15 protein-coding genes are annotated in these 13,132 nt (G+C 34.9%); 10 read left to right on the forward strand and 5 right to left on the reverse strand.

Annotated elements, in window-relative coordinates:
* Positions 1–209: 209 nt before the first annotated feature.
* Both ACWNCI_RS04935 and pyrH read right to left on the reverse strand, forming a co-directional pair.
* Complete coding sequence (locus ACWNCI_RS04935) at positions 210–377, reverse strand: bacteriocin-like protein (RefSeq protein WP_346985347.1); 168 nt, start codon at positions 375–377, stop codon at positions 210–212.
* 257 nt (positions 378–634) lie between these two features.
* Entirely contained in the window at positions 635–1,342 is a 708-nt protein-coding gene (gene pyrH, locus ACWNCI_RS04940) for a UMP kinase (protein ID WP_346985346.1), read from the reverse strand.
* Positions 1,343–1,625: 283 nt separating this feature from the next.
* Between pyrH and porQ the strand changes: the two genes are divergently transcribed.
* The 5 genes from porQ (at position 1,626) to ACWNCI_RS04965 (ending at position 4,762) form a co-directional block, all read left to right on the forward strand.
* Positions 1,626–2,618 (forward strand): type IX secretion system protein PorQ, encoded by a 993-nt coding sequence (porQ, locus tag ACWNCI_RS04945; RefSeq protein WP_346985345.1) that lies wholly within the window; start codon positions 1,626–1,628, stop codon positions 2,616–2,618.
* A 140-nt stretch (positions 2,619–2,758) separates the two neighbouring features.
* A complete protein-coding gene (gene cmk / locus ACWNCI_RS04950) occupies positions 2,759–3,433 on the forward strand; it encodes a (d)CMP kinase (RefSeq protein ID WP_346985344.1) in 675 nt (224 codons plus the stop codon).
* Positions 3,434–3,526: 93 nt separating this feature from the next.
* Complete coding sequence (locus tag ACWNCI_RS04955; RefSeq protein WP_449387404.1) at positions 3,527–3,874, forward strand: YtxH domain-containing protein; 348 nt, start codon at positions 3,527–3,529, stop codon at positions 3,872–3,874.
* Positions 3,875–3,952: 78 nt separating this feature from the next.
* Positions 3,953–4,261 (forward strand): phage holin family protein, encoded by a 309-nt coding sequence (locus tag ACWNCI_RS04960; RefSeq protein ID WP_449387405.1) that lies wholly within the window; start codon positions 3,953–3,955, stop codon positions 4,259–4,261.
* Positions 4,262–4,264: 3 nt separating this feature from the next.
* Positions 4,265–4,762: a phosphoribosyl-ATP pyrophosphatase gene (locus tag ACWNCI_RS04965; protein ID WP_449387406.1), complete on the forward strand. Its 498-nt coding sequence runs from the start codon at positions 4,265–4,267 to the stop codon at positions 4,760–4,762.
* 49 nt (positions 4,763–4,811) lie between these two features.
* Here the strand turns inward: ACWNCI_RS04965 and ACWNCI_RS04970 are convergent, their stop codons facing one another.
* Positions 4,812–5,543 (reverse strand): TrmH family RNA methyltransferase, encoded by a 732-nt coding sequence (locus ACWNCI_RS04970; RefSeq protein ID WP_449387407.1) that lies wholly within the window; start codon positions 5,541–5,543, stop codon positions 4,812–4,814.
* Here ACWNCI_RS04970 and tamL point away from each other — a divergent pair.
* Entirely contained in the window at positions 5,529–8,126 is a 2,598-nt protein-coding gene (tamL, locus tag ACWNCI_RS04975) for a translocation and assembly module lipoprotein TamL (protein WP_449387408.1), read from the forward strand. The two genes, ACWNCI_RS04970 and tamL, sit on opposite strands and share 15 nt — an antisense overlap.
* Here the strand turns inward: tamL and ACWNCI_RS04980 are convergent.
* Together ACWNCI_RS04980 and ACWNCI_RS04985 are read right to left on the reverse strand one after the other, a co-directional pair.
* Positions 8,123–8,740 (reverse strand): SanA/YdcF family protein, encoded by a 618-nt coding sequence (locus ACWNCI_RS04980; protein ID WP_346985339.1) that lies wholly within the window; start codon positions 8,738–8,740, stop codon positions 8,123–8,125. The genes tamL and ACWNCI_RS04980 overlap by 4 nt on opposite strands.
* Entirely contained in the window at positions 8,737–9,861 is a 1,125-nt protein-coding gene (locus ACWNCI_RS04985) for a flavin reductase family protein (RefSeq protein WP_449387409.1), read from the reverse strand. The genes ACWNCI_RS04980 and ACWNCI_RS04985 overlap by 4 nt, the downstream gene beginning before the upstream one ends.
* Before the next feature lie 28 nt (positions 9,862–9,889).
* Between ACWNCI_RS04985 and ACWNCI_RS04990 the strand changes: the two genes are divergently transcribed.
* The 4 genes from ACWNCI_RS04990 to ACWNCI_RS05005 all read left to right on the forward strand — a co-directional run bounded on the left by ACWNCI_RS04990 (position 9,890) and on the right by ACWNCI_RS05005 (position 13,112).
* Positions 9,890–10,444, forward strand: coding sequence for a TlpA family protein disulfide reductase (locus tag ACWNCI_RS04990; protein WP_449387410.1), 555 nt, complete (start codon positions 9,890–9,892; stop codon positions 10,442–10,444).
* A gap of 13 nt (positions 10,445–10,457) precedes the next feature.
* A complete protein-coding gene (locus ACWNCI_RS04995) occupies positions 10,458–11,429 on the forward strand; it encodes an iron chelate uptake ABC transporter family permease subunit (RefSeq protein ID WP_449387411.1) in 972 nt (323 codons plus the stop codon).
* Positions 11,430–11,574: 145 nt separating this feature from the next.
* Complete coding sequence (locus ACWNCI_RS05000) at positions 11,575–12,495, forward strand: ABC transporter ATP-binding protein (RefSeq protein WP_449387412.1); 921 nt, start codon at positions 11,575–11,577, stop codon at positions 12,493–12,495.
* A gap of 167 nt (positions 12,496–12,662) precedes the next feature.
* Positions 12,663–13,112, forward strand: a complete 450-nt coding sequence (locus ACWNCI_RS05005) for a MarR family winged helix-turn-helix transcriptional regulator (protein WP_346986658.1) — start codon at positions 12,663–12,665, stop codon at positions 13,110–13,112.
* Positions 13,113–13,132 lie beyond the last annotated feature (20 nt).

A 13,132-nucleotide genomic window follows, 5' to 3' on the forward strand; every position in this document is an offset into this window, starting at 1 on the left:
TTACTATTTTTTACTGCTTCCAAAGATAGTAAAATATCCGGAAAATGCTGTTATAGCTAAAAAAATTAAAATTGAGAAAATTGAATTTTGGAAAGGAAAAATATATATAAAAAGAATAAGTAAATCTATTTTGATATGGCTTTTGTTCATTAAATATATTATGAATAAAAATAAGCTCCAAAGTCTTGAGACAAAGGAGCTTTATAGATTTAGCAAAGTGGCGGTGGTGAATCCGGACATGTTGTATTTCCACAATAACCGGGATCCCAAGATCTACAGCAACCTTTTGTCTGATTCCAATCATTACACCCCAGAGGTGGCCTTCCACCCTGAATGGTTTTCAATTCTTTCTTCGGCAATTTTCTTAGATTTTTCATAATTAATACTTTAGTTGATTGTAAATCAAATATAATAAATTTCTCCTTACAGAGATTTAAATTTTTAAATAATTTATTATAAATCAAATCATCTTGTTGAAATGAAATCTGTGTCTGAAATATTAATCGGTCCATGAATTTTAGAAAGTTGCAGAGCTTTATGAAAAATGCCCGAATATTAGCTGTCAACTAATATCCGGGCAATTAATTTTTTTATGAATTTAAGAAGCGGATATACTTAATAAGTAATCTCTAAACTACAAATCAACTAAAGTACCAACGTTTTCTCCATCAACAATCTTTTCAAGATTTCCGTCTTTGTTCATATCAAAAACAATGATCGGTAATTTGTTCTCATGGCTTAAAGTAAATGCTGTCATATCCATCACTTTAAGATTTTTAGCATACACTTCGTCGAAAGATAATGAATTATATTTTACGGCATTTACATTTTTTTCAGGATCGCTGTCGTAGATTCCGTCTACTCTTGTTCCTTTTAAAATTACATCAGCTCCGATTTCGATCGCTCTTAATGTTGCTGCAGTGTCGGTCGTAAAATAAGGGTTACCTGTTCCAGCTCCGAAGATTACTACTCTACCCTTTTCAAGATGTCTTACCGCTCTTCTTTTGATAAAAGGTTCAGCAACTTTATCCATTTCAATGGCAGATTGAAGTCTTGTCTTAATTCCTGCATCCTCCAGAGCGCCCTGTAGTGCCATTCCGTTAATTACGGTTGCAAGCATTCCCATATAATCCCCCTGCACGCGGTCCATTCCTTTTGCCGCTCCTGCCACACCACGGAAAATATTTCCTCCTCCAATCACAATGGCAATTTCGCAGCCCTTGTCAACTACTTTTTTGATCTCAGCTGCGTATTCCTGTAGCCTTTCGTTGTCAATACCATATTGTCTGTTCCCCATCAAGGCTTCACCACTAAGTTTCAGAAGGATTCTTTTATATTTCATCTTTATTTTTAAATAACTTTTATTTGTTGGTCGGTTAGAAATTTGACTTTGCAAATATAATCATTAATAATATTGATTTTTAATTCTGCATTAAATTTTTAAATGTTCCTTTTTAAGTTGTTTCTATAGACCGTTTTTTAATAAAAATGACGAGCCTTTAATATTTAAAATGACACAAAAAACAAGGTATTTTCACAAAACTCAAATATTTACTCGTAAATAGTGCGATAAATATTTTGACAAGTACGAAAAAGGATTATTTTTGCATTAATAATAAACTGAATTGAAGAAAATTATCATTTTTTCATTATTTCTGTCAGGAATTGTTTCTTATGCGCAAACAGGAACAAACGTTTATCCGTTTCTGAATATTCCTGTATCTGCAAGACAGGCTGCGTTGGGCGGTGATGCCATTTCTGTAAGAGATCATGATGTTTCCTTTGCAATTGCAAACCCATCTTTGCTGAATAAAGATTCTGATAACCAACTTTCTGTAAATGCAACTGCCTATCTTGCAGATTCAAAATACGGAACAATAGCATATGCCAGAGATTTTGACAATGGTCATATGGCAACGATCAATGCGCGCTATATGAGCTATGGAGATATTCCAAGAACTGATGAAAGTGGTTTTGAAAACGGTACATTTAAAGCTTCTGATGTTGCTATCGGTGCAGGATATGCCTATCAGTTTGAGGAAGACTGGACCATCGGCGGAGGATTGAATTTTATCACTTCCAAAATTGACAACTATACTTCTTCTGCCATTTCAGGAAACGCCGGAATTACCTATCATAATAAAAAGAATAAAGAAACAGCTTCTTTGGTCTTCAGAAACTTCGGCTATCAGTTCAAATCTTTTAACGGTACAAGAGAGAATCTTCCTTTCAGGGTAGATTTAGGATATACAAGGATTTTAAAGGCGATTCCTTTGGCGATTACCATTACGGCACACGATTTACAGGAATTTAATATCTCTTCTCAATACAACGTCAACGGTCAGGAAGTAAATGCCGGAAGGAAAATTGCCGACCACTTCTCTCTTGGTGCAGAACTTTTTCCTGAAAAAGGATTTAATATCAGACTCGGTTATAACGTAAAACGAGGTAATGAACTTGCAGTGGCAGATCAGAGAAATTTCTCGGGCCTTTCCGCCGGATTCGGAATTAAATTGTCAAGATTCCGTATCGATTATGCTCATGTAAGATACCATAACTCCTCAAATGTCAACCAGATCGGGGTTTCTATAGATCTTACCAGTCATGCAGGTTATTAGATTTCAACCATAAATTTTATGCTTTAGAAATTAATTCATAAGATTTTAGATGTAAACAAGTTAATTTAAAATAAAACAGAAACCTTAAGAAATATCTTAGGGTTTCTTGATTTTTAAGAAAATTTCTTGAAATTTGCAGTATGAAAAAACCTGTAATAGCGATCGACGGGTACTCGTCTACCGGAAAGAGTTCTATATCTAAAATCATTGCCGAAAAGCTGGGGCTTATCCATCTTGATACGGGTGCGCTTTACAGAGGAGTTACCTGGTTTGCACTTCAGAATTGCCTGAATGAGGACGGATCTATAAATATTCAGAAGTTATTCTCTTCTTTCGATCAAATCGATCTTGAATTTAAAAATGATGGCGGAGAATTAGTTCTTTTTCTTAATCATATCGATATTTCCAAAGCTATCAGAACAAATGAAGTGTCAGAAAATGTAAGTTTTGTCGCAAAACAAAAAGAAGTAAGGGATTTTCTTCTTCAGGCGCAACGTTCTTTGGCAGAAAAAGGTGGTATTATTATGGACGGGCGTGACATCGGGACAGTCGTTCTGCCAAATGCTGACTATAAATTTTTCATGACAGCAAGCATTGATGAAAGAACAAAAAGACGTTATCAGGAACTTCTCAGTCTTGGAATTGACGCGGATGAAGAGCAGGTGAAAAAAAATCTCATCATACGTGATAAGATTGATAGTGAGCGGGAAATAGCTCCTTTGAAGAAGGCGGATGATGCTGTAATTATTGATAATACTCACCTTTCTAAAAAAGAGACGATTGAAAGTATTCTGTCTCATATCAAAAATTTTTAACATTTTTAATTGATTAATGTCTCCTTTGGTATATTAATTGTACATTTATTAGCAAGTAAAACTAGTATTATTAACTAATTAAAAAAAACGAAAATGTCTAAAAAAAACAATACAGCGGGTATTTTGGCAGGACTTCTTGCAGGTGCTGCGGCGGGTGTAATTTTAGGAATGCTTTATGCTCCGGAAGAAGGTAAAGAAACCAGAAAAAAAATAAAAGATAAGGCAAATGATCTTAAAGATCAGGCTAAAAACAAATACGGAGAAGTTTCCGAAAAAGTGAAAGATCAATATGGTAATATTTCTTCTACTTTTAAAGAAACAGCAAATAACGTTGCTCACACGGTGAAAGACGGATATGACAAATACAAAGATCAGATTGTTTCAAAGACTGCAGATGTTGTAAAAAATGTAGAATCTGAACTGAATGATCTAAAATCATAATAATTTATTTTTAAGATAAATTATCACAAGGAACTTTATAAACGAAAGTTCCTTTTTTTGTAACTTTAAAGAAAAACAATGATTGAAACTATTAAAGAATACGCATCGAAAAGAATTGATCTGCTGAAAATTGAAGCCACAGAAAAATCATCACTTTCGGCCGGAGTCATCACATACTTTGTCTTAATGCTGGTTGCCTTTGGTTTTTTCATTATCCTGTTCAACTTTGGGATCGCATTCCTGATTGGAAAAGCATTGGGAAACAGTTCGTACGGGTTTCTTATCGTATCAGCATTTTACTTCGTGATTATGATAATTCTTATGATATTTAAAAAGAAACTCGTAAATTATGTGGCAGATCAGGTTATTAAATTTTTAAATCATTAAACTATGGGCAGAAAGTATGAGAGCTTAGAAGAATTAAGAAGAAAGAAGAAACTTTTGAGACAGGAAATAGACGGTCTTGAGGATCTTCTGACATTCAAAAATACAAAAGAAAGTTTGAGTGCGTTCACTAATGGTTTAACCGATCAGTACCTGCAGGAAAAAGTAGATGAAGATGGTGACGAAAAAGTGGTACTGAGAAAAGACGTAATTGCTAAACAGATCACTTCCGAGATAAAGGGAGCGTTTATCAATAAAAATACAGCAATGGGAATTGCAGGCTCTGCTTTCAAAGGAGATGCGGTAGATACATTAATCAAACTGGGAGTAACTGCTATCGTAGGAAATTATGCAAGGAAAAGCCTTAAAAGTTCAAATTGGAAAAGAAAAGTTGCAGGAGTTGCTTTAATTTATCTTGCTCCGATCGCATTAAGATTTGTAAGAAAGAAACTGGAAAATTACCAGAAAAATCAAAGTGTTTCAAGCATGGAACAGCTTATCTGAAGTTTTAGAGTTGGAGAGTTGATATCAATCACTTTACCCTCCAGCTCTATTACTCTCTCACTCCGAACAATTGGCCTAAAATAATTCCCGCCGCCATCGAAACATTCAGGCTTTCGGTAGACTGAGACTTTCCGAATCTTGGGATCATAAGGCTTTTTTCCACATATTCTTCCGTTTCAGGGCGCATTCCATTACCTTCATTTCCTAAAATAAGATTCATTTTTTCAGGTTTTTGAAATGAGTAGATGTTTTCTCCTTCCATATCTGTTCCGATATTGACGTTTTTTGTCTCGGAAAGATATTCCCCCAGATCTTGGTAAATGATATTCACTCTGGTGAAAGATCCCATACTTGCCATAATAACTTTCGGATTATAAAAATCAACAGTATCTTTGCTGCAGATAATCTGTTCAATACCAAACCAGTCTGCCAGGCGTATAATTGTTCCCATATTTCCGGGATCCTGAATTCCGTCAAGAACCAGCTGAAGGTCGCTGTCATCCAATTTTTTTTCTTCATTAAGATAACAGACGGCTACAGAATCTTTTGGATTTTGCAGAAAACTGATTTTTTTTAACTCATTTTCAGAGATATGGGTGATAGAGATATCCGGGCGGTCCAGTTTTTGCGGATCGGTAGAAAATATTTCTTTAATTTTAAAGTTAGAATTAAAAAGTTCAGTGATTGTTTTATTGCCTTCAACCAAAAACAAATTGTATTTTTGCCTGAACTTCTTTTTATCCAAAGATTGTAAAATTTTTATTGTATGAGCTGTAAGCATTATAAGAATTCTCCTCAAAAGTATTATAAAATTATATCATTTGCAACATTTGTAGGTCTCCTTTATGCTTGTAGTACCACCAAAAAGGTTCCTGAAGGGGAATATTTGCTTGTCTCCAATAACTTTCAATTTGAAGATAAAAAGGCTCCTTTTGATAGTGAGCTTAAAAACTATGTACAGCAAAAACCCAATAAGAGACAGTTTCTTTTTATGCCGCTCAGCTTATGGCTGTACAATGCTGCAAACCCTAAATACGATACCCTTCTCAATGAATACATGACCTATCCTAATGAACTGAGAAACCAGAAACTGAGAGATTCTCTTTTCATTAAATATAATATGAAGAGCAGTGTCGGCAAAAGTTTGTTTTTCGACAGGTTGTATCACAATTGGGGTTCAGCGCCTGTCATTCTGGATCAGACAAAAACTGAAAAAAGTGCAGAATCAATTGAGAAAAGACTCACTTACCGTGGCTATTGGGATTCGGAAGTTAAATTTAAACATGATCTTGATTCGGCTTCAAAAAAGGCTGCCGTTACTTATTTTATTACCCATAGAGATCCTACGTATATCAAGGAATATTATTACAATATTACCGATACGAACGTAAAGAATATTTATCAGCAGAAAATAAAAGAGAGCCTGATCAAACAGGGACAAATACTGGATCAGACGGTTCTTGAGAAAGAAGTTACAAGAATTAATGACCTTATGAAAGACTATGGTTATTATAAATTCAATAATCTTGGTGATGAGATCTATTTTGTGGCAGATTCCCTTAAAAGCAGAAAACAGGTTCCTTTAACCCTTGAAATTCATAAAGATTCTCTCGACAGGCCCTATAAAGTTTCTACGATCGGAAATGTAGATGTAGCGATTGTTGATGAAATTGGAGATTATCCCAAGAATACAAAAAAAGACAGCTTAAGAGGAATAAGATTTCACAAAGTTAATAATCAATACAATTCAAGGGCGATCTGGCGCGCTATCACTATCGGAAACAAACAGGTGTACGACCAGAAAAAGTTTGATCTTACGAGACGAAACCTTTTGGCTATGAATAATTTCAGTATTCTTAAGTCAAGAGATTCTTTAAGACATGGCGGCGGAGCTGTTCCCAATGACAGTATCATCGATGTAATGTATGTTCTTAAACCTCTTCCGAAATATGAACTGAAAGTAGGTACTGACATCAACTATTCTCAGCTGCTGAATCTCGGAGTGTCTCCTTCTGTGGATTTGACTACAAGGAATATTTTCGGAGGTGCAGAAAATCTTTCTACCAGTCTTGCCGGGACATTCGGATCGATAAGGAGTACGAAAAATATCGACAAAAGAGTTTTGGCTTACGAAATTTCGGCTCAGGCTTCTTTAAGTTTCCCCAGATTGCTGCTGCCATTTGATTACTACAAATTACTGCCTAAAAAATACAGCCCTACTTCATCGATTGTACTGGGAGCTTCGGTTCAGAATAACATAGGTTTGGGAAGAGTCAATTTTAATACAGGTTTAAATTATCTTGCAACGGTAAACGATAAAGTTTCTCACAGGCTGACTTTATTCAATACTCAACTGAGTTTGACCAAAAATAAAGACGCTTATTATGATTATTTTGTAAATGACGAAGCGATAAGAAGTGAAATATTTGACGATTATTTTGCTTTTAAACCTTCTGTAGCCCAAGATTTCAGTGCAGGAAAACTGACAATAGATGAAGTTTCAAGGTTGATAACGCTGGATCAACAGTATGCATCAGGGCTTAATCAACAAGGAGCTGACAGATTTATTGCCTTTGTAGGCTCATTAATTAATAAAGACCGTCAGACACAGGATGTTCTGATTTCTTCATTCATCTATAATTTTGTTTACAACGAAATCGGTAAAAAAGATTATCCGAATTCTTTTTATTTTAATGGAAAAATAGAACTTGCCGGAAATATCTTCAGTATTTTTAATCAGAAAAGAAATGACGGCGGAGTTATTACCAGCCCGGAAAGGACAATTTTTGGGGTTCCGTATGCTCAGTTTGTGAAATTCGATTTTGACGTAAGAAAATATTTTAAATTTAATAATAATACTCTGGTTCTCCGTCAGTTCGTGGGCGTTGGGATTCCGTATGGGAATTCCTCCAATATGCCTGTAATACGATCATACTTTAATGGTGGTGCTAATGATATCAGGGCTTGGATTCCTTTTGGCGGCCTTGGTCCTGCAGGTTCACAGATTGACGAAAGAGTTCGTACTTTCATGACGGAAAATATGAAACTGACAACCAATGTTGAATTCAGAGTTCCTTTTAATAATACATATGAGGGTGCCCTTTTCACAGATATCGGTAACATTTGGGCTTTGAAAACCACCAATGACGGATCGGGGGACGAATTTAAATTTAACAGTTTCCTAAAACAGGTCGGTATCGGCAGTGGTTTCGGATTAAGGGTAAATATTGCTTATATTACACTGAGACTGGATCTTGCTTATAAAATGTACGATCCCAACAAACCGGAAGGAGAGCGTTGGAGACTGAAATATTTCCAGCCATTTAAGCCAACCCTGAATATCGCATTCGGATATCCTTTCTAATCAGGAGAAATACCCAACGCAAAATAAACGACAGCAACTGTTCTGGCCAATATTTCCCTAAACTGGTTTCTGTAATAACTTTCAGGTTTTGTAACATCCTGAGCGTCAAATCCAAGAGCATTCATATTATTATTTCTTGCAAAAAGCAATGCCCGAAGGTTATGAAATCCCTGGGATACAATAATTACATTGTCTTTTTTGTAAACATCTTTACAACGCAGAATGCTTCTGTAGGTATTAAATCCTTTCGGATCTTCTATGATAATTTCTTCCGGTACGCCTTCCTGGTAAATGAGGTAGTTCTTCATAGCGGCCGGTTCATCATATCCCCTGCTTTTTTCCCCGCTTACAAGGATTTTCCTGATCTTTCCGTGATGATACAGCAATGCGGCGGCATCCATTCTTTTTGTAAAATAAGGATTGGATGCACCTGATCTCATTTTTGGTGAAGTACCTAAAACCAGTGCCACTTCTCTCGGCGGAATTTTGGATATTTTGTTATAAGTCCGTCCGTCCGTGAGAGCAAATACCCATGCATTAGCAAGACATATCAGCAGAATCATCATTTCTGTTGATATGAAAATCAGGTTAAATATGTTTTTAATTATTCTCAACTCAGATCAAAGTTAAGCTTTATTTTCTTGCTTTTTGCTATCGACATACACGCAAGGATATGTCCTTTTTCCTCTTCCCTTTCTGTTAAATACTCGTTTTCCAGCAATTCCACTTCACCTTCCTCAAGAATACACTCACAGCTTCCGCAAATCCCAGACTTGCATGAGTACGGAACAGCAAATTTCTGAATTAATAACTGCTGTAAAATCTTCTCTTTATTATCCGGTAATTCTGTAAAATATTTTTTGCCAAGCATTTTAAATTCCACATCAATATTTTCAATCAAAGGAAATTCTTTTTCTACAGGATAAATATCGTCATTATATTCCTCAAAAAGCTCAAAATGAATGTTTTTCTTAGGAATTCCGTGGTGATAACAGGCATTTGCCAACGTTTTGATCATATCGCCTTTGCCACATATCAATACTTCATCGACCGCATCCCAGATGGTTGATTCTTCATCGGTATCGTCAAGGTGCAGAATTTGGTTAATGATCAGACTTAATTTTTTCTCATCGAGCCTTCCATGAAAGAAAGTGTTTGATATTTTTTCCTGTGAATAGAAGTAAAATATCTGAAGTCTTTCGCCACAGTTTCTGGCAAGATTATCCAGTTGTTCCCGATAAATCAGATCTTCACGGGTTTTGTTACTGAAAAAAAGAAAAAGTCTCGTTCTCGGTTCGTTATGAAGAATATTTTTAAAATGACTTAAAATCGGGGTAATTCCTATTCCTGCAGCAAAACCTACAATAGTTCTGAACTCACTTGGTTTTGAAACAAGCGTAAACCTTCCTCCCGGCTCGCTCACCAGTAATTCATCACCGATATTATAATTTCTGAATAATGCTGAAGCATCACTTTCCGGAGAATTTATTTTTATCCCTAAAGCAATCTTTTTCTCGAATGGCGCCGATGTCATCGAATAATCTTTGATAACATCTTTGGCGTGGGAATGAAATTTTATGCTTACGAACTGCCCTGCATCAAACTTAAAATTCTCCTTCAGGCTCTCGGGAATTTCAAACTCCAGTGAGAAAGTATTTTTGGTCAGTTCTTCCTTTTTCGTTATTTTTAACCAATGAAACTTTGTAAGTTTCCCTTTATAGATTTGTTGTTCCATACTTCAATTCAAAAATAGATAAAAAATAATGAAAAAGATAATCTTATCAACGCTTTTCTTCGTATCTCTCTTCAGTTGTAAAAAGGAGGATACAAAAACAGAAGACGGCAAAATGGCTGCAGATTCTGCTTCTGTATCAGAAAACTCCAAAGCTCCTGAAGCTTTGAAAATGCTGACCTCTCAGGAAACTTCGGCTTTTTTAGGTAAAAAGAATGACACACTTTACGTTACTAATTTTTTTGCAACCTGGTGCGGACCTTGCGTAAAGGAAATTCCTCACTTTAAAAATAAAATACAGGAACTGAACGGAAAGCCCGTGAAAATTACATTTATAAGTCTCGACAACAAGGAAGACTGGAATACAAAAGTATCTCAGTTTGTGGATGAACAAGGAATTCGGAAGAACACGGTATTACTTGATGGCCAGAATCTTGAAGGTAATTTTTTTGCAGCCAATTTTAAAAAATGGGATGGCGGAGCAATACCGTTTACGTACATGAGAAAAGGCGATAAAACTGATGAAACTTTAGGAATGATGAGCGAAGAACAGCTCAACGAAAAAATCAATTCTCTTTTAAAATAAACGTCAGACTTTTATGTCAGATAAATTTAAGATTCTGTGTTCGGTTTTATTGCTTGCTATTCTATTGGCAATGGTAATTAATCTGAATACAGGATTTTTAAGTTTAAATTTTCAGGATTTCTTTACAGAGTCTTCTAATAGCCTTATCGCTGAAATTCGTGTAAACCGTGTTTTGGTAATGCTTTTAGCCGGAATTTCAATTCCTACGTCGGGATTTCTCATGCAGGAATATTTTCAAAATCCTCTTGCAGGTCCTGATATTCTGGGCATTACTTCTGTGGCAAGTCTTTCCGTGGCATTTTATATATTTTTTTCATACAATATTGTGCTGCCGGATTTTCTCCAGAATACCTTTCTGAGCTTGTCGGCCATTATCGGAAGTATGGTTTTGATGTTTCTTTTGCTTTCTGTTTCCAGCCGGTTTCATGATAAATCTTATCTGATTATATTTGGTTTTCTTGTTTCCGCTTTTGCAGGAGCTATCGTTTCGCTGCTTCAGTTTTATGCAGAAAATCAAAGTTTAAAAAATTATATTCTATGGTCTTTCGGAGCCAATAATATGGTTTCCCGAAATCAGATTTATGTATTGTCAGTTTTAATTTTTGGAGGATTACTCATCTGTTTTAGAACCATAAAACCTTTGATCGGAAATTCTTTGGGAGTATCCTACGCGCAGAGTTTAGGTGTTAATTTAAATCAGCTGAAGATCCTCATCATTGTATCTTCTTCACTGCTTTCGGCATCAGTTACCGCATTTTTGGGTCCTATTTTATTCATTGGTATTATTATTCCTCATTTCTGCAGACTGATCTACAATCCTTCGAAGCTCTGGCAGCAATGGATATTAAATATGCTATTGGGAATGTGTATTATGCTTATATTTTCGATTATAGCAGAGAAAACTCAGATTCCTATCAATGTGATAAGTTCTATCTTCGGAATTCCTGTTATTCTGATGATGCTTTTGAGACAGAATAAAGGATGAAAAATGAATGTTGAATTTAAGTTATATAAAATATTTAGCATTTTGTCATTTTGTAGAATCTAAGTTAACTTTACAGATAACAAAATAATATAAGGAAATGAAATCTGTCTAAATCCGCGAGAACTCCGGGCAAATAAAAAAGAAAATGCACCTACAAGTCAACCAAGCAAATATAGGCTACAATAAGACCTTAATTTCAAATGCAACAGCCAATTTGAATTTGGGAGAAGTATGCTTGTTAATTGGTAACAACGGTGTCGGGAAAACAACATTAATCAAATCTATTTTACATCAAATTCCTCTTTTACAGGGAGAAATTTATCTTCATGGTAAAAATATCAAACATCTTTCAGTGAAAGAAATAGCGGAAAATATTGCTGTTGTATTTTCAAAAGCTGTAATTCCACAGAATTATACGGTTGAAGATCTCATTTCGTTGGGAAAATACATTCATTATCCGTTTTATTTTGAGCTTAATAAAGAAGACCGGAATGAAGTTTCATCGATTATTGAAGAACTGGACTTGCTGCAATACAAGGATACTTTACTTAAAAATCTTTCGGACGGCAATCTTCAAAAGGCTTTTATCGGAAGGGCCATTACACAAAATTCACCTGTTATTATTCTTGATGAACCTACAACGCATCTGGATGAGAAAAACAAAGTTATGATCCTGAAAATTCTCAGAAAATTAGCTTTGGAGCATCAGAAACTTATTCTTTTTTCATCACATGACTGGCGTTTAGCTAAGGAATTTGCCGATAAAATATGGTATGTTAAAGATAATCAATTATATACAGGAATTGTAGAAGATGTTCTCTTGCAACATGATGAGCTTACGAGTCCTACTTTATTTCAGATGAATGAAAATTTCGTTCCTCCAAAGATTGTTGCTCCTCACGTCTACAAGGAAATGCTATATTCACTTTTGCAGAAAAATTTTCCTATTGACCTTTCTTTATTGACCTTCGAATTTAAGGATTATTGGATTATCTCTCATTTTAAAGATAATTATCAATGTGAATCTTTTGAAGAAATTGTAACTTTATTGAATACCATTTATTAATATACATCTTTCTTTATTAACTTGATATATTATGCATGCATAGTATTATGCTAGTCATATCAATTAATCCATTTATTTTCAACGTATTAACAAATTTTAACGTAAATAAATATTATGCATGCATAATATTTTACTAAATTTGAGTAAAACCTTGATATCGTAAAATGATGGATAACAAAAAAGATAAAATAGAAAACGTTGATTTAATTCTTAAACAAACCTGGCTTGCTGTTTCTAAGATGTACACAGAAATGGCTCAGGAACATGATTCTACGGCAGTACAGGCACTTACTCTTCTTAAAATAGATCCTAAAGAAGGAACCAGAAGCACCAATCTGGGACCAAAAATGGCTATTGAGCCAACTTCTCTCACAAGAATTATTAAACTTCTTGAGGATAATGGATATATATATAAAGAAAAAACAACTACAGACAAACGTGAGGTTATTATAAAGCTTACAGATAAAGGTCTGAATTCAAGAAATATGTCAAAAGAAGTGGTTGTCAACTTCAACAAGAAGATCATGGAGAAAATTGCTCCCGAAAAGCTTGAAACTTTTAAAGAAGTGATGACCGAGATCATGAAAATTGCCACAGATCTAAATAACAGAAAATAATATAACAAATCAAATAAATC

It is taken from the genome of Chryseobacterium lineare (assembly GCF_977014045.1).